20 protein-coding genes are annotated in these 22,617 nt (G+C 62.1%); 14 read left to right on the top strand and 6 right to left on the bottom strand.

The features are described 5' to 3' along the window. Positions 1–14 precede the first annotated feature (14 nt). The 6 genes from B3605_RS09155 (at position 15) to folD (ending at position 5,476) form a co-directional block, all read left to right on the top strand. Positions 15–581, top strand: a complete 567-nt coding sequence (locus B3605_RS09155) for a rod-binding protein (RefSeq protein WP_112942756.1) — start codon at positions 15–17, stop codon at positions 579–581. Between the two features lie 17 nt (positions 582–598). Further along, positions 599–964 (top strand): hypothetical protein, encoded by a 366-nt coding sequence (locus B3605_RS09150; protein WP_018898457.1) that lies wholly within the window; start codon positions 599–601, stop codon positions 962–964. After that, the gene (locus B3605_RS09145) at positions 964–1,497 is read left to right on the top strand and encodes a hypothetical protein (RefSeq protein ID WP_112942755.1); all 534 of its coding nucleotides are present in this window, start codon (positions 964–966) and stop codon (positions 1,495–1,497) included. The genes B3605_RS09150 and B3605_RS09145 overlap by 1 nt, the downstream gene beginning before the upstream one ends. A gap of 249 nt (positions 1,498–1,746) precedes the next feature. Beyond that, the gene (locus tag B3605_RS09140) at positions 1,747–2,559 is read left to right on the top strand and encodes a WecB/TagA/CpsF family glycosyltransferase (RefSeq protein WP_112942754.1); all 813 of its coding nucleotides are present in this window, start codon (positions 1,747–1,749) and stop codon (positions 2,557–2,559) included. Between the two features lie 95 nt (positions 2,560–2,654). Next, the gene (locus B3605_RS09135; RefSeq protein WP_112942753.1) at positions 2,655–4,454 is read left to right on the top strand and encodes a succinoglycan biosynthesis protein; all 1,800 of its coding nucleotides are present in this window, start codon (positions 2,655–2,657) and stop codon (positions 4,452–4,454) included. A 122-nt stretch (positions 4,455–4,576) separates the two neighbouring features. Further along, positions 4,577–5,476: a bifunctional methylenetetrahydrofolate dehydrogenase/methenyltetrahydrofolate cyclohydrolase FolD gene (gene folD / locus B3605_RS09130; RefSeq protein WP_112942868.1), complete on the top strand. Its 900-nt coding sequence runs from the start codon at positions 4,577–4,579 to the stop codon at positions 5,474–5,476. Positions 5,477–5,487: 11 nt separating this feature from the next. Here folD and B3605_RS09125 read toward each other — a convergent pair whose 3' ends face one another. Beyond that, positions 5,488–6,510: a LacI family DNA-binding transcriptional regulator gene (locus tag B3605_RS09125; protein WP_026283001.1), complete on the bottom strand. Its 1,023-nt coding sequence runs from the start codon at positions 6,508–6,510 to the stop codon at positions 5,488–5,490. A 273-nt stretch (positions 6,511–6,783) separates the two neighbouring features. Here B3605_RS09125 and B3605_RS09120 point away from each other — a divergent pair, with 273 nt between their 5' ends. From B3605_RS09120 to B3605_RS09095, 6 genes are all read left to right on the top strand, one after another. Next, complete coding sequence (locus tag B3605_RS09120) at positions 6,784–8,145, top strand: ABC transporter substrate-binding protein (RefSeq protein ID WP_047508349.1); 1,362 nt, start codon at positions 6,784–6,786, stop codon at positions 8,143–8,145. A gap of 164 nt (positions 8,146–8,309) precedes the next feature. Beyond that, a complete protein-coding gene (locus tag B3605_RS09115) occupies positions 8,310–9,323 on the top strand; it encodes a carbohydrate ABC transporter permease (RefSeq protein ID WP_047508348.1) in 1,014 nt (337 codons plus the stop codon). A 1-nt stretch (position 9,324) separates the two neighbouring features. After that, positions 9,325–10,488, top strand: coding sequence for an ABC transporter permease subunit (locus tag B3605_RS09110; RefSeq protein WP_112942752.1), 1,164 nt, complete (start codon positions 9,325–9,327; stop codon positions 10,486–10,488). Between the two features lie 34 nt (positions 10,489–10,522). Further along, entirely contained in the window at positions 10,523–12,175 is a 1,653-nt protein-coding gene (locus B3605_RS09105; protein ID WP_112942751.1) for an alpha-glucosidase, read from the top strand. A gap of 24 nt (positions 12,176–12,199) precedes the next feature. After that, positions 12,200–13,291 carry an ABC transporter ATP-binding protein gene (locus B3605_RS09100; protein WP_047508342.1) on the top strand — a complete coding sequence of 364 codons (1,092 nt, stop codon included), beginning with the start codon at positions 12,200–12,202 and terminating at the stop codon, positions 13,289–13,291. A 173-nt stretch (positions 13,292–13,464) separates the two neighbouring features. Next, on the top strand, positions 13,465–13,818 hold the full coding sequence (locus tag B3605_RS09095) for a hypothetical protein (protein ID WP_018898468.1): 354 nt from the start codon (positions 13,465–13,467) through the stop codon (positions 13,816–13,818). An 80-nt stretch (positions 13,819–13,898) separates the two neighbouring features. Here B3605_RS09095 and edd read toward each other — a convergent pair whose 3' ends face one another. From edd to B3605_RS09070, 5 genes are all read right to left on the bottom strand, one after another. Next, a complete protein-coding gene (gene edd / locus B3605_RS09090; protein ID WP_112942749.1) occupies positions 13,899–15,719 on the bottom strand; it encodes a phosphogluconate dehydratase in 1,821 nt (606 codons plus the stop codon). Positions 15,720–15,794: 75 nt separating this feature from the next. After that, positions 15,795–16,493, bottom strand: a complete 699-nt coding sequence (pgl, locus tag B3605_RS09085) for a 6-phosphogluconolactonase (RefSeq protein WP_112942748.1) — start codon at positions 16,491–16,493, stop codon at positions 15,795–15,797. 11 nt (positions 16,494–16,504) lie between these two features. After that, positions 16,505–17,980 (bottom strand): glucose-6-phosphate dehydrogenase, encoded by a 1,476-nt coding sequence (zwf, locus tag B3605_RS09080; protein ID WP_112942747.1) that lies wholly within the window; start codon positions 17,978–17,980, stop codon positions 16,505–16,507. 134 nt (positions 17,981–18,114) lie between these two features. Beyond that, positions 18,115–19,413 (bottom strand): NAD(P)/FAD-dependent oxidoreductase, encoded by a 1,299-nt coding sequence (locus B3605_RS09075; protein ID WP_112942746.1) that lies wholly within the window; start codon positions 19,411–19,413, stop codon positions 18,115–18,117. Positions 19,414–19,423: 10 nt separating this feature from the next. Next, entirely contained in the window at positions 19,424–20,860 is a 1,437-nt protein-coding gene (locus B3605_RS09070) for a glutamine synthetase family protein (protein WP_018898473.1), read from the bottom strand. A 126-nt stretch (positions 20,861–20,986) separates the two neighbouring features. On the opposite strand from B3605_RS09070, the gene B3605_RS09065 reads away from it, so the two are divergent. Together B3605_RS09065 and B3605_RS09060 are read left to right on the top strand one after the other, a co-directional pair. Further along, positions 20,987–22,168, top strand: a complete 1,182-nt coding sequence (locus B3605_RS09065; protein ID WP_112942745.1) for an NAD(P)/FAD-dependent oxidoreductase — start codon at positions 20,987–20,989, stop codon at positions 22,166–22,168. Positions 22,169–22,332: 164 nt separating this feature from the next. Beyond that, on the top strand, positions 22,333–22,476 hold the full coding sequence (locus B3605_RS09060) for a hypothetical protein (protein ID WP_018898475.1): 144 nt from the start codon (positions 22,333–22,335) through the stop codon (positions 22,474–22,476). Positions 22,477–22,617: the final 141 nt, after the last annotated feature.

Below are 22,617 nucleotides of genomic sequence, written 5' to 3'. Positions count from 1 at the left end.
TAGAGGATTATGACGTGGCGATTTCACCCCCGAGTGATCTGGTGCTGGATGTTGTCAAGGCGGCCGACCCCATGGAGGTTCAGGCCGCTCAGGAAAAACTGAAGGCAAACCAGGCTGCTTTCGCGGCCAACAGCCTTGCCGAAGCGGGCAAGGGCTTCACCTCGGCGGTGGACATTCTCGACCGCGCCTCCAACAAGGCGGGCCTCAGCGACGTCCAGAATCGCACCGGCAAGACGGAAGAAGTTCCCGAGACCTATCGCAAGTTCGAAGCGATGGTGCTGCAGAACTTCATCAAGAACATGCTGCCCAGCGAAAGCGAAGACGTCTACGGCAAGGGCGCCACGGGCGATATCTGGAAGGGCATGATGGCCGAACAGCTCGGCAACACCATCGCCAAGGGCGATGGCATCGGCGTTGCCAAGCAGCTCTATCACGATGCCTTGAAGAAGCAGGAAGGTAGGGTCGTCAACGCCTCTACCGACCAGGATGACCGCAATGCCGCGGTCAGCATGATCAATGAAATTCAGCGCCAGACGTTTGGCGTGACATCGACGGACAACAAGTCCGCAAACGACGCCTAAGGGAATCGAGGAGAACAATGGAAATAATCTCGAACGAATACCGTATCAAATCGGTTCTTGGACGCCTGGAAATGATTATCGACAACGAGAACACGCGCATCGGCAGCGATCCGCAGTTCGATCTCAAGGTGTCGAATGCCCACAAGAGCCGCTGCCTCTATGAACTGTCGATGCTCTTCAGCGATACGGACCCCAAGGAACTCGCCGCCTCGCACCTCGAGCAGCTGCATGGCCTGAAGGAAAAGCTGGCGCTCAACGCTCGTCGCGTCGAGGCTCACCTCGAAGCCGTGCGCACCGTCGCCGATCTCCTGAAGAACGCGGTTCAGGATGCGGATGCCGACGGCACCTATTCCCAGGAACAGTTCCTGGCGCGTGAACACTGATGATTAAACTCGTTCTTACAGGCGTCTGGGTCTGCGTGATCACGCTGGCGGCGGTCTATATGTCGGTGTATCTGGCAACCGCGCCGGCGCCGGCCCCCGATCAGTCGAAGCAGAGCCTTGTCGAGCTTGTTAAGGGCGAGTCTATCACCATCCCTGTCGTCCACGATGGCGCCGTCAGCGGCTACTTCCTCGGAAAGATATCCTTCATGATCAAGAAGGATATGGTGAAGGGCGCGACCTTGCCGCTCACCGAGATGACCACCGACGAACTGTTCTCGCTGCTTGTCGGCAACAAGATGGTCGACATTTCGAATATGAAGGCATTCGATCCGAATGCCTTCCGCGATATGATCAAGAAAGACCTCAACACGCATCTGGGCGGCGAATATATCGACCAGGTTCTGCTGGAGCAGCTTGATTATCTCTCGAAGGAAGAGGTCGCCGCTAACGCGTCCGGCCAGCCGAAGAAAACCGGCAAGCCTGTCAACGTCGTGCCGCCAGAGCCCGTCAAGGACCCGGCCGCCGGCGGTTGACGCCCGCTTGTCGTCGCGGTGGCCCTATCACCGCGACCTGCCATCCGCGATGGTTAACAAATCCCTGATATCGCTAAGAAAATTCGACGGGTTTTCCTAAAGGTTGTTTGAGGGAGCCCTGTTATACCGTCCCGTGATGGGCCGACATGCGCGCCGCATTCCAGATTTGGAAGCCGGCGCCTGATCCCAGGCAGACCTCAGTGTTACCGGGATCTCCGAGCCATGAAGCATTATCGTCAGGAAGCGGGTATGAATCTGATCGCGAATTTCGCGGTCCTCGCTTCGCGTCGCGCCATTTTCGATCTGCCTGTCTGCGATCTCGGCTGGGATGACGCGCTCGTCTTCATCAACGAGCTCCTGTCCATGCCCGTCGGCCAGACGTCGATCTCCTTCGTCAATGCGCACAACATGCTCCTGGCGCTGCGGGACGAAGAGTATCGCGACATCCTCTCGCAGAACCTCGTTCTGCCCGATGGCATCGGCCTCAATATCGCCTCGCAGATCGCGCACGGATCGCCTTTTCCGGCCAATCTGAACGGCACCGATTTCGTGCCCGCGCTGCTGACCTTCATGGAACAGCCCCGCCGCATCGGCCTGATCGGCGGCACCCGTGCCGTGGTCGAGCGCGCGGCATCCAACTTCCGCAGGCATGCACCCTGGCATGAATTCGTCGTCATCTCCGACGGCTTCTTCGACAAGAACGATCCGTCCGCCGTCGTCGCCGAGATCGCGGCGCAGGATCTCGACATCATCATCGTCGGCATGGGCACGCCCTTGCAGGAAAAGTGGGCGCACAAGCACATTCGCGCCGATCACGCGCGCCTGGTGCTGGCCGTCGGCGCTCTCTTCGATTTCGTCTCCGGCTCGGTGCCGCGCGCACCCAAGCTGGTGCGCTCGATGCGCCTGGAATGGGCCTACAGGCTCGTCCAGGAACCCGGCCGTCTCTGGCGCCGCTACGCGCTCGGCATCCCGGTCTTTCTCTATCACGTCGCCAAGTACCGCTTCAGCCGCCGCAAGGTGATCATGAAGCGCTCGGAAATCGGCGATGCACGTCGAGATTGAGCGAAAATTAACCTTTTGTTTGCCAAGCCTGTTTAGGCTCGATTAACCACACGCGACTGCGATGGGTTCGATCGTTCCATGCACGAGACTTGGTGATGCGCGAAAATCATTCGAGACGTCCCACCCACTCATGGTCATCCCAGCCGAAGGATGAAGCCGGCTCGAACGGCTTTTCCAGCGGCCATTATCAGGATGAAATGGCCGTCCCGGAAGCCGAGCTGCTACGCGTCATAGAACGGGCTCTCCAGGCGCAGCGAATGCCGGAGCCCCAGGAACCCGCATCGCAAGACGCCACCGCGCCTCTCGTCAGCCGCATCGAAACCATCCTCGGCAAAAGGCTTGAGGCCGCCAACGACGCCGCCACGACGCCAAAGCCGCCCATCGATGACGCTGCTCCGAGCGCCGCCTCCGTCAGCGCTGCTGTCATGGACCATGCCGCGATGGACGACCTGATCGACGATCTGGCCGCACAGGAGTTCCACGTCGAATCCATGTCGCATCCGGCCCCGGCTTCCCCGCGCAGCGGCCGCTCGCTGATCGCAGCCGGCGCATTGTGCGCACTGGGCGCGCTTGGCGGAACGCTGATCCCGAGCGAGCCATCCGGTTTTCGGGCGCAGAGCCTGCTCGGCGTCGAAGGCCCGGCCAAGGATCATCGGGCGCTGGTCAGCGCTGCGCATGATGCACTGATCTCGCAGAAAACCATCGCCATGGCCGTCGCCAAGTTGCAGCTCGACCGCGACGCCGAGTTCGCGGGCGCCAGCGGCAGTGCGTTCAATGTCGCGGTCGATCTCCTCTCCGCAAGCGGTGCCGCCGCCGATCCCGTCTCGCGCGCCGAAGCGTCTCTGGCCGCCGCCATTCGCGCATCCGCGGACCCGAAATCGGGTACCATCGGCTTCAGCGTCACGACAGCAAGTGCGGCAAAATCCGCGCGCATCGCATCCTATCTCGTCTCGACCGTCGCCCATCCTGTGTCGGCAGCAAGCGTCAACGACGGCGCGGTGAAGAAGGCGAGTGCGGTGGCGGCCGACGCCGAGCTCGAGGCATTCACCAAGCAGAACGGCGAAGGCAATGTCGAGGTCGCAACCAGACTGCAGCAGCAGCTTGTGCAGGCCAACGAAACCTTGAAGGACGCACAGCAGAAGGTCGTGGCGTCGAAGACGCGCGCCGACCTGCTGAAGACCGCAACGGCTGACGATGCGCTGACCGGCACGCTCGCCGCAGATATCACATCGCCCGCGCTGGACGATCGCCGCGGCCGCTATGCCGTCGCCAAGTCGACGCTCGCGCAGCTTGCCGCCAGCCTCGGCCCCCGGCATCCGCGCCTGATTGCTCAACAGGCCGAAGTCGACGGCCTGCGCGCCAGCATCGGCCAGGAACTCGGCAGGCTTTCGCGCGATGCCGCCGACGAGGTCAAATCAACGGTCGCCGCAGTCAGGCAGCTCGGCGACCAGCGCAATGCGCTGATCGCACAAAGCCGCGACACCGGCGTCGATCTCGCCAAGCTGACGGAACTGCGCGAGAAATCCGCGGTTGCGCGCCAGCGTCTCGAAGATCAGCTCAGCACCGGCGCAATCGGCACGGATGGCGCCCATGTGCAGGTCATCAAGGCGCCTGTCGTCACAGCCATCGAGCCGGGCCGCAGCCCGTGGCTTGCTCCAGCGCTCGGCGCGTTTGCCGGTCTTGCCTTCGGCCTTGCCGGTTTTCGCAGACGCGTGGACCCGAGCAAAGGCGTCGCGCATGTAGAGCCCGTTGCCGTGATCGAACCATTGGTCGATATCCCGCGCGCACCCGCGCCGGAGCCCGTGGTCGAAGACGCCACCGACGAGGTCGAAATCCTGCGCGCCGAGATCGCCGCCATGCGTGATCGCCTTCGCTCCTACGCGGCGACGGCCTGATCGTCGCCCACCTGCGGCATGATTGTTCTTGCATTTCTCGTTTCAGGCAGGATAGGGCGTGGACAGGCAAATTGTGCCCGATGCCGCCGACTAGAATGGCGGGCAATGGCAGGGAGACGGTCTTGGCGACAGTAATCGACGGCAAACAGGTTGCAGCTTCGGTCATCGACACGGTGAAGGCGGCGACCGCGGCATTGGACAAGCAGAGCGGCGTTCAGGCCGGTCTCGCGGTCATCATCGTCGGCGACGATCCGGCAAGCCACGCTTACGTAGGCTCCAAGAGCAAGATGGCCAAGGAATGCGGCTTCAAGTCCGTGCAGCACACGCTGCCGCTCGAGACGACGCAGGAAGAACTGGCCGCGCTGGTAGCCTCGCTGAACGCCGATGACACGATCCACGGCATCCTCGTGCAACTGCCGCTGCCCAAGCACCTGAATTCCGAGCCGATCATCCAGTCGATCCTGCCCGAGAAGGATGTCGACGGCCTCCACGTCGTCAACGCCGGCAAGCTGGCGGTCGGCGATCTTGAGACCGGCCTCGTCTCCTGCACGCCCGCCGGCGCCATGGTCTTCGTGCGCCGCACCCACGGCGAAGATCTGTCGGGCCTCAACGCCGTCGTGGTCGGTCGTTCCAATCTGTTCGGCAAGCCGATGGCGCAGCTGCTGCTCAACGCCAACGCCACGGTGACCATCGCGCATTCGAGAACCAAGGATCTCCCGTCCGTTTGCCGCAACGCCGATATCCTGGTTGCTGCCGTCGGTCGTCCCGAGATGGTCAAGGCCGATTGGGTCAAGCGCGGCGCCACCGTCATCGACGTCGGCATCAACCGTATCGCAGCGCCCGAGAAGGGCGAGGGCAAGACGCGCCTTGTGGGCGACGTCGCCTTCGCCGAGGCGGCCGAAGTCGCGGATGTCATCACCCCGGTCCCGGGTGGCGTCGGTCCGATGACCATCGCCATGCTGATGGCCAACACCGTGATTGCCGCGCACCGCGCGGCCGGCCAGACGCCGCCGAAGTTCTGATCCGGATAGACCTAGCGCGGCGCGGCACCCGTCGACGCCCGCACGATCAGCTCCGTCTTCCAGAGTTCCTGTTCGGGGAAGGGGCCGTCCTGCTTGACGGTCCCGATCAGCCGCTCGGCGATCCGGACACCCGCCGCGCGCAGGGATGAGCGCGTGGTCGTCAGCGGCACGGAGAAATTTTCCGGCTTCAGATGCGGCAGCACATCGTCATGGGCGATCAGCGAAATATCCTCGCCGAGCTTCAGCCCCGCCTGCGTCACCGCGCGGATGGCGCCGAGCGCCAGCACCGTGCTGGAACAGAGAATGGCCGTCGGCGGTTCCGGTAGTTGCAGAAAGCGCTCCATGGCGAATTGCCCGTGCTCGTCGGTCATCGACATGTGGCTGGTGCAGTTCTCCGGCAGCTCCAGCCCGCGCTCGGCGAGCGCAGAGACCACGCCCTTCTTGCGCCGGATCGCGAAATCGAGATGCTCCGGCCCGTTCAGCAGGCAGAAGCGTGTATGCCCGAGTTGCAGCAGCAGCCGCGTCGCATCGTAGAAGGCACCCTCGTTGTCGATGTCGAGATAGGGATAGTCAGGCTCAATCCCAAACGAGCGTCCATGCACGAGAAACGGCATGGAGAGCGACTTCAAAAGCGGCAGCCTGGGATCGTGCCCGCGCATATAGGCGACGAACAATGCGTCGACATTGCCGCTGATCGCCAGCCGCCTCAGCGCGCCCACCTCGTCATCGGGGTCGGCCGGCATGATCACGAAATGAAAGTCGTGCCTTACCGCTTCCTCGCCCAGCCCGGTCAGGAATTCGCCGAAATGCACATCGGAATAATGCCCGGGCGCTGTGGGCATGACGAGGCCGATCGAGCCCGCCTTGCCGGTCGCCAGCCGCTGCGCGGCCTTGTTGGGACGATAGCCGGTCTCCTGCACGGCGCGCAGCACGCGCTCGCGTGTCGCCTCGTTGACCTCGGGATAGCCGTTCAGCGCACGGCTCACCGTCGTCTGGGAAAGCCCCAGCATTTCCGATAGCTGTTTCAGATTCACGTGTTAAACTTCCTCCAACGCCCTGGAGGTCATGTCTCCCAAATGGCATCCAAAGCGCTTTTAGCAATGTAGCAGCTGCGCGGCTTGACTCAAGAAAAATCGCTCCATATTGCCCCATAGGCGTTGCTGCATTGCGATATCCAAAGGCCCCAAGCCGGGTTTTGCGAATTGCCTTGACTCTTTTATGCCGAAAGTGAAATGAGTTCGTTGTCAAAGCGCTTTGGAATTTCGGTTGCAGGGCGTGATTGGGGATTGTGATGGGAGGTTGATCACATGAAAAAGTCATTTTTGATGGGCGTTGCCGTGGCAGCGCTTCTGGCCGGCGGCGCGTCCGCGGCCGATCTGAAATTCGCGCCGGGCGAGGACGCCAAGTTCAACTGGAAGAGCTACGATGACTTCAAGGCGGCCAATGCCGACCTGAAGGGCCAGGAGCTGACGATCTTCGGTCCGTGGCGCGGCGAGGACGAGACGCTGTTCCGCAGCATTCTTGCCTATTTCACCGAGGCGACCGGCATTGACGCCAAGTATTCGTCCTCGGAAAACTACGAGCAGCAGATCGTCATCGACACGCAGGCCGGTTCGCCGCCGAATATCGCGATCCTGCCGCAGCCGGGCCTTCTGGCTGATCTCGCCAGCAAGGGCTTCCTGGCGCCGCTCGGCGATGAAAACTCCAAGTGGGTCAAGGACAATTACGGCGCCGGCGACAGCTGGGTCGGCTACGGCACCTACAAGGGCAAGGACGGCAAGGACGCCTTCTTCGCCTTCCCCTACAAGGCCGACGTGAAGTCGCTGGTCTGGTACGTGCCTGAAAACTTCAAGGAAGCGGGCTACAAGGTCCCGACCACGATGGAAGAGCTGCAGGCTCTGTCCGAGCAGATCGTCAAGGACGGCGGCGTTCCGTGGTGCATCGGTCTCGGTTCCGGCGGCGCCACCGGCTGGCCGGCGACCGACTGGATCGAAGACCTGATGCTGCGCATGCAGCCGCCGGAAGCCTACGACAAGTGGACCACCAACGAACTGAAGTTCGATGATCCCGCAGTCGTTTCCGTCATCGACGAGTTCGGCAAGTTCGCCAAGAACGAGGCTTATGTCGATGGTGGCGTGAAGGCTGTGGCCTCGACCGACTTCCGCGACAGCCCGAAGGGTCTCTTCGCCGTCCCGCCAAAGTGCTACATGCACCACCAGGCATCCTTCATTCCGTCCTTCTTCCCTGAAGGCACGAAGATGGGCCAGGATGCGGACTTCTTCTACATGCCGACCTTCGCCTCGCATCCCGAACTCGGCAAGCCGGTTCTGGGCGCAGGTACGCTGGTCACCATCGCCAAGGATTCCAAGCCGGCCCGCGCCTTCGTGGAATTCCTGAAGACGCCGATCGCGCATGAAGTCTGGATGGCGCAGTCGAGCTTCCTGACACCCTACAAGGGCGTCAACACGGCCGCCTACGCCAACGAGCAGATGAAGCGCGAAGGCGAGATCCTGACGACGGCAACGACGTTCCGCTTCGACGGTTCCGACCTGATGCCCGGCAAGATCGGCGCCGGCGCCTTCTGGACCGGCATGGTCGATTTCGTCGGCGGCAAGTCCGCTCAGGATACCGCCAAGGAAATTCAGAGCGCCTGGGATGGCATCAAGTAACATCGCCTGATCTCCATGCCGCCTGCTCGGGCGGCATGGATGCAAATGCCTGGCCGGACGCCGTCACAAGCGCCGGCCATCGCCGCCTCTTGCGCCCGCAGCAAGCGTGCCCGACCATCGGGCGGCGTGATTTCAAAAAGACGTAGGCATCAGGGGAGGGATGAATGCTATCGCAGCTGGTTTCCGCTTTGGGGGTCGTGGTCGTCGCCGTATTCGCATGCGCGGCCTATTTCTATTTCTCGAACAAGCTCCTTGATATGGCGCTTCCGGTGAAGGACGGCGACATTCGCGCCGCCTCGCAGAACCTCAACCGCCGCTCCGTCATAAGGCCGTGGCTGTTCCTGTTCCCGGCGCTCTTCCTCCTGGTCGTCTATCTCGTCTATCCCGTGGTCGCGACCGTGATCCTGTCCTTCTACGATCGTTCCGGAGCCGAGTTCGTCGGCTTCAGCAATTACCAGTGGGCCCTCGGCGACCGCGAGTTCCGCCAATCGATCTTCAACAACATCCTCTGGCTCGCCGTCGTTCCCGCCGCCTGCACCTTCTTCGGCCTCGTCATCGCCGTCATGACCGACCGCATCTGGTGGGGCAATATCGCGAAGAGCATCGTTTTCATGCCGATGGCGATCTCCTTCGTCGGCGCCTCCGTCATCTGGAAGTTCATCTACGAATATCGCGGCGGCAACGCCACGCAGATCGGCTTGCTCAACGCCATCGTACAGCTCTTCGGCGGCACGCCGCAGGTGTGGATTTCGGTGCCTTTCTGGAACAGCTTCTTCCTGATGATCATCCTCATCTGGATCCAGACCGGCTTTGCCATGGTCATCCTGTCGGCCGCACTCCGCGGCATTCCGGAAGAGACCATCGAGGCCGCCGTCATCGATGGCGCCAATGGCTGGCAGATCTTCTGGCGCATCATGGTGCCGCAGGTCTGGGGCACGATCGCCGTCGTCTGGACCACGATAACCATCCTTGTTCTCAAGGTCTTCGATATCGTGCTGACTATGACCAACGGTCAGTGGGACACGATGGTCCTCGCCAATCTCATGTTCAACTGGATGTTCCGGGGCGGCGGCGACAGCGGCCGAAGTGCGGTCATCGCGCTGATCATCATGCTGGCCGTCACGCCGATCATGGTGTGGAACGTCCGCCGCGCCAATCGCGAACTGGGAGGCAAGTGAGATGACCCTGACCCGCGATTTCTTCAAGATCGGCCCGGCCCGCCTGTTCGTCCACGCAGCCGTCCTCCTGATCGTCATCATCTGGCTGATCCCGACGCTCGGCATCTTCGTCAGCGCGCTGCGCGACAAGGATCAGATCGTCGTCTCCGGCTGGTGGACGGCCTTCTCCGGTTCGTCGCGCACCGTCGCCGCCCGCCTCGGCCAGGTTGACCAGCAGAAGCAGGATGGCCCCGCTTATGTCATCACAGGCAATGTGCTGGAGGGCCAGGAGGGGCGCTCGATCAATGCCTTCGGCACCCGCGTCGCGCAGCCCTCGGCCTACAAGGCTGGCGAGACCGCCGATCTCGGCGATGGCCTCACGCTCACGGTCAACGAAGACGGCACCTATCGCTACGCCAAGAACGCCGCCTTCGGCCCGGATGACGGCGGCCGCCGCGTCTACGTCTCCGTCGCCACGCCGCCGGAGTTCACGCTGCAGAACTACCGCACGGTGCTGACGGGCGAGGGGATCGGCCAGTCCTTCATCAACTCGCTGACGGTCACGATCCCGGCCACGATCATCCCGATCCTGATCGCCGCCTTCGCAGCCTATGCGCTGAGCTGGATGGAATTCCCCGGCCGTGCACTCCTGATCGCGCTGGTCGTCGGCCTCATCGTCGTGCCACTGCAGATGTCGCTGATCCCGCTTCTGAGGCTCTACAATCAGGTCGGCATGCTGCTCGACACGCCGTCCAAGACCTATCCCGGCATCTGGCTGGCGCACACCGCCTTCGGTATGCCGCTCGCCATCTATCTCCTGCGATCCTATATCGCGGGCCTGCCCAAGGAGATCATCGAATCCGCCCGCGTCGATGGCGCCAGCGATTTCGAGATCTTCACCCGCATCGTTCTGCCCTTGTCCTTCCCGGCGCTCGCCTCCTTCTCGATCTTCCAGTTCCTCTGGGTCTGGAACGACCTGCTCGTCGCCATGGTCTTCCTCGGCACCGACAGGGATCACCTCGTGCTGACGGGTGCGCTCAACGCGCTGCTCGGCTCGCGCGGCGGCAACTGGGAAATCCTGACGGCCTCGGCCTTCATCACGATTATAGTACCGCTGCTCGTCTTCTTCGCATTGCAGCGCTATCTCGTGCGTGGTCTGCTCTCGGGTTCGGTCAAGGGCGGCTAGTCATTTCGCAAGGCAATATCCAACAGGACCACATATGAGCATGGCATCTCAATCCAACCTGACGGCGGACAAGGACTGGTGGCGCGGCGCGGTGATCTACCAGATCTATCCGCGCTCCTACCAGGATTCGAACGGCGACGGCATCGGCGATCTCAAGGGCATTACCGCGAGATTGCCGCATGTGGCGGCCCTTGGCGCCGACGCCATCTGGATCTCGCCCTTCTTCACCTCGCCCATGCGCGATTTCGGCTACGACGTCTCCGACTACGAGAATGTCGACTCGATCTTCGGCACGCTTGTCGATTTCGATTCCCTGATCGCCGAAGCCCACCGCCTCGGCATTCGCGTGATGATCGATCTCGTCATCTCGCATTCGTCCGATCAGCACCCCTGGTTCGTCGAGAGCCGGTCCAGCCGCACCAACGCCAAGGCCGACTGGTACGTCTGGAGCGACTCGAAGCCTGATGGCACCCCGCCCAACAACTGGCTGTCGATCTTCGGTGGCTCCGCCTGGGCGTGGGATCCGACCCGCATGCAATATTACATGCACAACTTCCTGACCTCGCAGCCGGATCTCAACCTGCATAATCCCGAGGTTCAGAACCGCCTGCTCGATGTCGTCCGCTTCTGGCTGAAGCGCGGCGTCGATGGCTTCCGCCTCGACACCATCAACTTCTATTTCCACGACAAGGAATTGCGCGACAATCCGGCCTTGGCGCCCGAGCGCCGCAACGCCTCGACGGCGCCGGCGGTCAACCCGTACAATTTCCAGGAACACATCTACGACAAGAACCGCCCGGAGAATATCGCCTTCCTGAAGCGTTTCCGCGCGGTGCTCGAGGAGTTCCAGGATATTGCCGCCGTCGGCGAAGTCGGCGATAGCCAGCGCGGTCTCGAGATCGTCGGCGAATACACGTCGGGCGATGACAAGATGCACATGTGCTATGCTTTCGAGTTCCTGTCGCCGGATCCGCTCTCGCCCGAGCGCATCGAAGATGTGATGAACGATTTCGCCGCCGCCGCCCCTGATGGTTGGGCTTGCTGGGCGCTCTCCAATCACGATGTCGTGCGCCATGTGACACGATGGGGCTCGCTCGTTGCCGATCGCGACGCCTTCGCCAAGCAGTATGCGGCGATGCTGATGACCATGCGTGGCTCGGTCTGCCTCTACCAGGGCGAGGAACTCGGCCTGACGGAAGCGGATCTCGCCTATGAGGATCTGCAGGACCCCTATGGCATCCAGTTCTGGCCGGAGTTCAAGGGCCGCGATGGTTGCCGTACGCCGATGGTCTGGGACAGCCAGGTCGCCCAGGGTGGCTTCTCCACGGTCAAGCCATGGCTGCCGGTCCCGGTCGAACATATCCTGCGCGCTGTCAGCGTTCAGCAGGGCGACGAGACCTCGGTGCTGGAGCACTATCGCCGCTTCATCGCCTTCCGCAAGCAGCACCCGGCCTTCGCCAAGGGCGAGATCAAGTTCATGGAGCCGCAGGGCGACATGCTGGTCTTCCAGCGCGAATACGGCAACGAAAAGCTGCTCTGCGTTTTCAACATGAGCGCGACCGAAGCCCTGGTTGCTCTACCTGAAGGCAACTGGCAGGCGTTGACGGGCCATGGTTTCGTCAGCAATAACTATGGCGACAAGATCGATATACCCGCCTGGGGCGCGTATTTCGCTCGGCTCGCCTAGAGACTTCTGGAGGAGGAGAACTCGATGACTGGACTGACACTCAAGGACATTCGCAAATCCTACGGTGCCGTGGACGTGCTCCATGGCATCGATCTTGATATCAAGGAGGGCGAATTCGTTGTGTTCGTCGGTCCGTCGGGCTGCGGCAAGTCCACCCTGCTGCGCATGATCGCCGGCCTGGAGAACATCACCGGCGGCGACATGTATATCGACGGCCAGCTGGTCAACGACGTCCCGCCCTCCAAGCGTGGCATCGCCATGGTGTTCCAGTCCTATGCGCTCTACCCGCATATGACCGTCTACGACAACATGGCCTTCGGCATGAAGATCGCCGGCGAGAACAAGCAGGAAATCGATCGCCGCGTGCGCGCGGCGGCCGAAAGCCTGCAGCTCACCAAATATCTCGATCGCCTGCCCAAGGCGCTGTCAGGCGGCCAGCGCCAGCGCGTCGCCATCGGCCGCGCCATCTGCCGCAACCCGAAGGTCTTCCTCTTCGACGAACCGCTGTCGAACCTCGACGCGGCGCTGCGCGTCGCCACCCGCATCGAGATCGCCCGTCTCAACGAGCAGATGGCCGACACGACGATGATCTACGTCACCCACGACCAGGTCGAGGCGATGACGCTCGCCGATCGCATCGTCGTGCTGTCCGCCGGCAATATCGAGCAGGTCGGCGCGCCGCTGGAGCTCTATGAGCGTCCTGCCAACCTCTTCGTCGCCAAGTTCATCGGCTCGCCCGCCATGAACGTCATCCCGGCCACCGTAACGGAAGCCGGCAACACGACCACGGTGACGCTGACCGGCGGCAAGTCCGTCACGCTCGATATACCAACCGCGGCCTCCGAAAAGGGCAAGACCGCCAGCTTCGGCGTTCGCCCCGAAGACCTGCGGATCGCTGGCCCAACCGACGATTACCTCTTCGAGGGCGAAGTCTCGATCGTCGAGGCGCTCGGCGAGGTGACGTTGCTCTATATCGAGGGTCTCGTTCAGAACGAGCCGATCATCGTCAAGCTGCCTGGCATCTATGATGTGAAGCGCGGCCAGAAGATGCATTTCTCGGCCGAACGTTCGAAGCTGCATCTCTTTGATGCAGAAGGTCGAACCTATCGCAAGTAAGTTGTAAATAGCTCCCGGGCCGTGTGAATAATGCGGCCCGGCGCTATGCTGTTCGAACCTTCTGTTAAAGATCGCTTGGTAGTCTTTCCTCATTACTTACTTAGAGGATTACGACAGTGGCGACACCTAGCCCCCAGTCATCAGGCCATTTTCTAAACAAGGAAGAATCCTTCATGTACGACCGCGAAGTGCGGTTCAAGATGGAGGACACGATGAACGCCGCGCGTCTCGAATATACCGAGAAGGGCGTCATGAACATGGCCTCGCGCCGCTGCGACATCATTCGCATTTCAAAGAGCAGCGCGGTCCTTGCGATCCTGACGCAGTTCAATCTCCCGCGTCAGTTCTATCTCGATCTTCCCGATGCCCGCATCACCAAGATCGGCTGCATGCTGACCCGTGTTAATCCCAACAACACCGTGGAAGTTCGCTTCCTGCGCATGCTGACCGACAAGGAACTGAACAAGATCTTCGTCTACAGCACCCACCCGGCCCATCGCGACCGCGTGCTCGATATCCGCGGCTGATCGCCGATTTCTACGTCTGAAACGAAAAGGCCCGCGAGATCGTCTCGCGGGCCTTGTCGCTTTTAGCGGTTAAACGCAGCTTAGTGAAACAGCACGCTGGCGCCCTTGTCGGATGCGCCGACGGCGCGGCGGAAGGGGGCGAAGAGCTCGCGGCCCATGCCGAACTCGTTGTCGGAGAGATCGGCGACGACAGGCTTGCGATCGGCCATGGTGGCAGCATCCACCAGCACCTCGAGCGTTCCGGCGATCGCGTCGAGACGGATGATGTCGCCGTCCATGATGCGCGCGATCGGTCCGCCATCGACGGCCTCCGGTGTCACATGGATCGCCGCCGGAACCTTGCCCGACGCGCCGGACATGCGTCCGTCGGTCAGCAGCGCCACGCGGAAGCCGCGGTCCTGCAGCACGCCGAGCGGCGGCGTCAGCTTGTGCAGCTCCGGCATGCCGTTGGCCTTCGGTCCCTGGAAGCGGACGACGGCGATGAAGTCGCGGTTGAGCTTGCCATCCTTGAAGGCGTCCTGAAGCTCCTGCTGGCTGTGGAAGACGATCGCCGGCGCCTCGATGACGTGGCGGTCCGCCTTCACGGCCGAAATCTTGATCACGCCCTTGCCAAGGTTGCCGCGCAGCATCTTGAGCCCGCCATTCGCCTGGAACGGCGTTTCGATGTTGGCGAGCACCTTCGGATCGACGCTCTTTTCCGGGGAGGGCTCGCGCACGATGTTTCCATCCTCACCAAGGCGCGGATCGATCGTGTAGGCCTGCAGCCCATGGCCGAACACGGTGCGCACGTCGTCGTGTAGCAGGCCGTGCTTCAACAGCTCCTTGATCAGGAAGCCCATGCCGCCGGCCGCGTGGAAATGGTTCACGTCGGCAAGTCCGTTCGGGTAGACGCGAGCAAGCAGCGGCACCACTTCGGAGAGCTCGGCGATATCCTGCCAGGTGAGCTCGATGCCGGCGGCGCGCGCCATGGCCACGAGGTGCAGCGTGTGGTTGGTCGAGCCGCCGGTGGCGTGCAGGCCGACGACGCCGTTGACGATCGAGCGCTCGTCGATCATCTCGCCCGCCGGCGTGAACTCGTTGCCCTGCGCGGTGATCGCCAGCGCCCGCTTGGTCGCCTCACGGGTGAATGCTTCGCGAAGCGGCGTGCCCGGATTGATGAAGGAGGAGCCGGGCATATGGAAGCCCATGATCTCCATCAGCATCTGGTTGGAGTTGGCCGTGCCGTAGAAGGTGCAGGTGCCCGGTCCGTGATAGGACTTGGACTCGGCTTCGAGCAGCTCGGCGCGGCCGACCTTGCCCTCGGCGTAAAGCTGGCGCACGCGCGACTTCTCGTCGTTCGGCAGACCCGAGGTCATCGGCCCGGCAGGTACGAAGATCGACGGCAGATGGCCGAAGGTCAGCGCGGCAATCGTCAGGCCCGGTACGATCTTGTCGCAAACGCCGAGATAGAGAGCGGCGTCGAACATGTTATGCGACAGGCCGATGCCGGCAGCCATGGCGATCAGGTCGCGCGAGAAGAGCGAGAGCTCCATGCCCGGCTGGCCCTGGGTCACGCCATCGCACATGGCGGGAACGGCGCCCGCCACCTGCGCGATGCCGCCGGCCTCAACCGCCGCCTGGCGAATGATCGCGGGATAGGTCTCGAACGGCTGATGCGCCGAGAGCATGTCGTTGTAGGAAGTGATGATGCCGAGATTGGAAACACGGTCGCCGGCCAGTGCTTCCTTCTCGGCGGTGGAACAGACCGCGAAGCCGTGTGCCAGGTTCGCGCAGCCGAGCGATGAGCGAACCACGCTCTTGCCCACCGCGTTTCGCAAGCGCTCGAGATAGAGCTCCCGCGACGGTTTCGACCGTTCGACGATTCGGTTGGTGATGGCGGCAACGCGCGAATGAGCGGACATGGGAGATCCTTGTCGTTTGCTGGTATTCGATTGTCTGTTCGCGGCTTTACGCCGTGTTGGCCATTAAGGCCTGGCTTACGGAGCCCAGTAAATGTCGACGGGCGTCGCGGCGCGGCGAAGGATAGCCCGGATCGGCATTTCCGCTTCGTCGCCGGCACCCTCGGCCTTCACCAGAACGTCCTTCTTGCCGTCGCCTTCGATGTGAAGAACGAGCAGCCCTGCATCCTGCAGGCTGGAGAAGGTGAAGGTGAGGCGGGGTTCGCCCGCGCCGTCAGCGTCCATGGTGATGATGCCGCGCGGCGTCCTCGGGTCGAGAGCAACCGCAAGATTGCTGCCACCAGGGAAGAACGAAGCCGTGTGGCCGTCGCCGCCCATGCCGAGAATGACGACATCGAACGGATTGCCGATCGAAGCCGTGGCCGCCGTCGAGAGCTTTGCAGCTTCCTCGACCGTTGCCGCCGGCTGGTAGAGCGGCTGGAACTTTGCCGCTTTCGCCCTGTTCTGCAGGAGATTGCTGATCACGAGCAGATGGTTCGAGCGTGGATTGTCCGCAGGCACGAAACGCTCGTCGACGAGGGTGATCGTCACCTTCGTCCAGTCGAGATCACGCGTCGACAGTTCCTGGAAGAATGCCTTCGGCGTGGAGCCGCCGGAAACGGCGATCTCCGCCGTTCCCTTCTTGGCGATGGCCGTCGAAAGCGATGCAGCGACCTTGTCGGCAAGGTTGCGCGCCAGTTCGGCGGCGTTGGCAAAATTGTGCATGGTCGCTGCCATTCTCTTAATCCTTAGAGGTTGTCGTGCCAGGTGCGGCCGTCACGCTCGATGAGCGCGATCGACTGGCTCGGGCCCCAGGTGCCGGCCGTGTAGCCCTGAACCTTCTGGCCGGTGGATTCCCAACCCTTGAGGATCGGGTCGACCCACTGCCATGCCGCTTCGACTTCGTCGCGGCGCATGAACAGCGTCTGGTTCGAACGGATGACGTCCATCAGCAGGCGCTCGTAGGCGTCGGGGTTACGAACCTGGAAGGAATCGGCGAAGCTCATGTCGAGCGAAACATTGCGCAGGCGCATGCCGCCCGGGCCCGGATCCTTGATCATCAGCGACTGCTTGACGCCTTCGTCCGGCTGCAGGCGGATGATCAGCTGGTTCTGGTTGATACGGCCGGCCGACTGGTCGAAGACCGAGTGCGGGATCGACTTGAAGGTGATGACGATCTCCGACATGCGGCCGGCAAGACGCTTGCCGGTGCGGATGTAGAAGGGAACGCCGGCCCAGCGCCAGTTGTTGATCTCGGCCTTGATGGCGACGAAGGTTTCGGTGTTGGACACGCCGCCTTCGAGCTCTTCGAGGTAACCCTTGACCGGCCCGCCCGCCGAAGCGCCGGCGCGATACTGGCCGCGAACGGTGGTCTGCTCGACATTGGACGCGTCGATCGGCTTCAGCGCGCGCAGCACCTTCAGCTTCTCGTCGCGAACCGCTTCGGAATCCATCGACGACGGGACTTCCATGGCAACCAGGCAGACGAGCTGCATGATGTGGTTCTGCACCATGTCGCGCAGCGCGCCGGCGGTGTCGTAGTAGCCGGCACGGCCTTCGAGGCCGACGGATTCGGCAACGGTGATCTGCACGTGGTCGATATGGTTGGCGTTCCACAGCGGCTCATAGAGCGCGTTGGCGAAGCGCAGCGCCATCAGGTTCTGCACCGTCTCCTTGCCGAGATAGTGGTCGATACGGAAGATCTGCTCTTCCTTGAAGACCTTGCCGATCGTGTCGTTGAGCGACAGCGCGGAAGCGAGGTCGCGACCGATCGGCTTTTCGACGACGATGCGGGTGGTCTTGGTGATCAGCTTGTGATCGTGGATCTTCTGCGAGATGTCGCCGAAGATGCCGGGTGCGACGGCCAGATAGAAGGCACGGACGCGGTCCTTGCCCTCGTCGAGCAGCTTCTTCAGCTGGTCCCAGCCGGCGTCGGAGCGGGCATCGACCGGCACGTAGTAAAGGCGCTCGCAGAACTTGGCGACTTCGGCCTCGTCATACTCGCCCTTCTTCAGGTGCTCCTTCAGAGCGTCCTGCGCGAACTTGCGGTATTCTTCGTGGGTCAGCGCGCTTCTGGAGGCGCCGATGATGCGGGTCGGCTCGGAGAACTGGCCTTCGATCTGACGATGGTAGAGGGCCGGCAGCAACTTGCGCTCGGCAAGGTCGCCACTGCCGCCAAAGACGACGTAATCGAAAGGTTCAACGGGAATGATTTGGCTGCTCATGAGGCTATCTCTCAATCAGACTGGTTCATGGCCTCTTTAATCTAATCGATTTAAAAAAGCCAGTGTGCGCTGCAACGAATTTGTCCGGCACTGGTTTTAGATCGAAAAGCCTCGTGAGGAAATCCGCAATCTGACTAAAACTTGTCGCGCAGCGCAAACCACGAAAGCGCCAGGAAGAGCAGGGGCGCGCGCATCGCCGGACCACCCGGGAAGGCCGGGATTTTCAGCGCCTTGAACAGCTCGAGGTCCCTGGATTTCCCGATCACAGTTTCGGCATAGAGCCGCCCGCAATAGTTCGCAAGCATCACGCCATGGCCGGAATAGCCGCCGATCGAGGTTACGCCGGGCATCACCTCGCGCACGAAGGGCTGCCGCGGCATGGTGATGGCGACCGATCCGCCCCAGGCATGGGTGATCTCGACATTGCCGAGTTCGGGATAGATTTCAGCGATCTGACGGCGGATGTGCTCGGAAATATCGCGCGGATTGTCCGCCGTATAGGCTTCGCGGCCACCAAACAACAGCCGCCCGTCCTTGGATTTTCGGAAGTAGCGCACGACGAAACGCGAATCGGCGACCGCTTCGCTACCAGGAATGACCGTGGACTTCTCGCCGAGCGGCACAGTCGCGCCGATGAAGGAGCGGATCGGCATGACATGGCTTGCGGTAACAGGTTCGAGATTGTCGATATAGCCGTTGCAGGCAATCAATGCCTTGTCGGCTGTGATCTGCCCGCGCGGCGTGTCGATCGTCACCTTGCCGCCGCCCTGGCGGATCGCCGTCGCCTTCGTCATTTCGAAGACCTGAGCGCCGGAAGCCGCAGCCGCCCGCGCCAGCCCGATCAGGAGCTTCAGCGGGTGAATGTGGCCGGTGCCGGTGTCGCGCACGCCGCAGAAAAAGCGCGTCGACCCCAGCCGCTCCTGCGTTTCCGCGCGGTCCATGAAGGTGGCATGTTCGTAGCCGTAGCGGGTCGCTGCGATCTCCGCATTGTCGCGAAAGTCCTTCTCGTAGCTGGCCTTATGCGCCACGTTCATCTGGCCGGGCATGAAATCGATGTCGATCTGGTGCTCGGTCGCGAAGGTGAGGAGGTGCTTCTTGGCGTCCTCGGCCAGGTCGAACAGCGCCTTCGAGCGCTCGAAGCCGATCTCTTCTTCGAGCTCCTCCGGCCAGGAGCGCTGCCCGGTGCCGAGCTGCCCGCCGTTGCGGCCAGACGCACCATCGCCGAACCGGCAGGCCTCGATGAGCACCACCGACACGCCCGCCTTGGCGAGATGATAGGCCGCCTGCAGCCCGGTATAACCGCCGCCGATAATGGCGACGTCGCATGTTTTCGATCCGTCGAGTTCAGGGTAGGTGGGCCGCTCGCCCGCCGTTGCCTGATACCACGAAATGCCGGGCGCGATCGGGCTCTGCCATTTCTGTTCGGATGTCATGGTGCCATCCTCACACGTTGAGCAGAAGGAATTCGCGTTCCCACGGGCTGATCACCTGCATGAAGGTCTCGAACTCGCCGCGCTTGACGCCGGCGTAGAGCCCGATGAACTCGCGGCCGAACACTTCCTCGAACGCGGGCTCGTCCTCCATCAGCGCGACGGCCTCAAGCAGCCCGCGCGGCAGGTCGATCGAGCCTTCGTTGGCCGAATCCTCGGTCGGCGCTGTCGGTTCAATTTCCTTCATGATGCCCAAGAGGCCGCAGGCGAGCGATGCCGCGAGCGCCAGATAGGGGTTGGCGTCGGAACTCGGTAGCCGGTTCTCGACACGCCGCGCCTGCGGATCGGACACCGGCACGCGGAACGCCGTCGTGCGGTTGTCGTAGCCCCAGGCGTTGTTCACCGGGCACGACATGTCGGGCGTCAGGCGACGGTAGGAGTTGACGTATGGCGCCAGCATGCAGAGCGCGCTCGGCACGTATTTCTGCATGCCGCCGATGAAGTGGAAGAACTCCTTCGAGGGCGAGCCGTCGGGGTTGGAAAACACGTTCTTGCCCGTGTCCTCGTGGATGACCGACTGGTGGATGTGCATCGCCGATCCGGCTTGGCCCTGCATCGGCTTGGCCATGAACGTGGCGTAAATGCCGTGCTTCATCGCCGCCTCGCGGATCGTCCGCTTGAACATGAAGACCTGGTCGGCAAGCTCGATCGGATTGCCGTGGCGAAGGTTGATCTCGAGCTGCGCCGGTCCTTCCTCGTGGATCAGCGTGTCGATCTCCAGCCCCTGCTTTTCGGAGAAGTGGTAGATGTCGTCGATCAACTCGTCGAACTCGTTGATACCGGCGATCGAATAGCCCTGGCCACCGAGAATGGCGCGACCCGAGCGGCCCTTCGGCGGATGCAGCGGATAATCCGGGTCGTCGTTCTTGGCGACGAGATAGAACTCGATCTCCGGCGCCACGATCGGCTTCCAGCCGCGGTCATGATAGAGCTTCATGATCCGCTTCAAGACGTTGCGCGGCGTATAGGGGACCTCTTCTCCATCGGCACTGACGATATCGCAGATCACCTGCGCGGTCGGGTCCGTCTCCCACGGCACGACGGAAAGCGTCGAAAGGTCGGGCACCAGCTTCAGATCGCTGTCGCGCGGCTCGTAGCGGAAGCTTTCGGTCTCCTCTGGATACTCACCCGAAATCGTGTGGCGGTAGATTGCCGAAGGCAGCGCCAGCGAGGTGTTCGAGGTGAATTTCGAGCTCGGCATCATCTTGCCGCGTGGCACGCCGGCAAGGTCCGGCGTGATGCATTCGATGTCTTCGATCCCGCGTGCCCGCAAGAACTGCGCTGCTTCCTTCCAGGAGGCCACGCCGCGAAGATATCCAGGGTCCGGGGGAGATTTCTTCGAGGCGGGAACGTTCTTGGCAGGCTTCAGCGTCGTCTTTTTTGGGGACATGACACACCGGTTTGCGTTGATCTTGCAGCCATAATAACCGGAGTTTGGCAATTGGCGAGGGGGGAGGCACGTTGACTTTCGCCTATTGATGGAAAAAGAAGACGCCTTTCGACGAAGGAAACAGCCGTGCAGCGAAGAAGCGATGTGATCGTCATAGGCGCGGGCGCCGCAGGCATGATGTGCGCCATCCGCGCCGGCCAGCGCGGCCGCTCGGTGGTCGTTCTGGATCACGCCAAGGCGCCCGGCGACAAGATCCGCATCTCCGGCGGCGGTCGCTGCAACTTCACCAATATTCACGCCTCGCCGAAGAATTTCCTCTCGGCCAATCCGCATTTCAGTAAGTCGGCGCTGGCCCGCTTCACGCCGTCGGATTTCATCGCCATGGTCGATCGTCACAGGATCGCCTGGCATGAGAAGACGCTCGGCCAGCTGTTTTGCGACGACAGCGCCAAGGACATCATCCGCATGCTGCTTGACGAGATGCAGGCGGCTGGCGCAAGGCTCGAGCTGCGCACCGAGATCGTCGCGGTCGAAAAGACCGAAGACGGCTTTCGCGTCTCGACTTCCGAGGGCGAGTATCACGCCACCTCGCTGGTGATTGCCACCGGCGGCAAGTCGATCCCGAAAATGGGCGCGACCGGTTTCGCCTATCGCATCGCCGAACAGTTCGGCCTGCCTCTCATTGAAACCCGCCCCGGCCTCGTGCCGTTGACACTCGACCCGCAATTGCTCGAAAGCGTCGCACCGCTGTCGGGGATCGCGGCCCCCGCTGAACTACGCCACGGCAAGACCGCCTTTCGCGAAGCGCTGCTCTTCACCCATCGCGGCCTGAGCGGCCCGGCCATCTTGCAAATCTCGTCCTATTGGCGCGAGGGTGACGAGATCACCGTCGATATCGAGCCCGACGTCGATCTCCTAGCTCACCTGAAGGCGGCAAAGCAGGCGAATGGTCGGCAGTCGGCGCAGACCGCGCTCGGCGAGCTGCTCCCCAAGCGCCTGGCGCAATATCTGACCGAGCGCGCCGGCGTCACCGGCAACATGGCCGACATGTCCGACAAGGTGCTGACGCGCTTGGTCGATGCCGCGCAGAACTGGACGATCAAGCCTTCGGGCTCAGAGGGCTACCGCACGGCCGAAGTCACGCTTGGCGGCATCGACACGTCAGCACTCGATTCCCGCAGCATGCAGGCCAAGGCGGTGCCCGGTCTCCACTTCATCGGCGAGTGCGTCGACGTCACCGGTTGGCTCGGCGGCTACAATTTCCAGTGGGCCTGGGCTTCGGGTGTCGCGGCTGGTGACAGTCTATAAAGCTTATTCTTCGTAGAGATGAAACCAGTTGAAGGATTCAAGAGTTCTTAAGCAGGGTGCGCCATCCTGTCCCGATGACGTGCTCAAATTGGCTTCCTAAATAAGGCTTTACGAGCACAGTCTTTTGTTGGATTGTTGTGACATAGAGAAGTGAGGTTCTGCAGATGAACAAGAACACACGACGCGCCCGCGCCATCGCAATTGCCAAGGCTCAGCCGGATACACGGCTTGTCGCAATCCGCTACTTCGTCCTGGCCGCCAGTGCCGCTGCCGCCGTCATGGCGCTCTTCCTTCCGCGAATGCTCTAAGGCACTCCTCTTCAAGACAACGAGATCTTGCGGCGCACCGATGCGCCTGCACTATAAGCGCGTGAACGCCCGGTTTGCTGCGATATCCGGCTACCTAAGCTTATATAAAAATTAACGCATCTTCGGCAAAGCTTTAGTATG

This window comes from Rhizobium sp. UBA1881, assembly GCF_002338015.1.
Taxonomy (GTDB): Bacteria; Pseudomonadota; Alphaproteobacteria; order Rhizobiales; family Rhizobiaceae; genus Rhizobium.
This window is presented reverse-complemented; position numbering and strand designations above follow the sequence as displayed.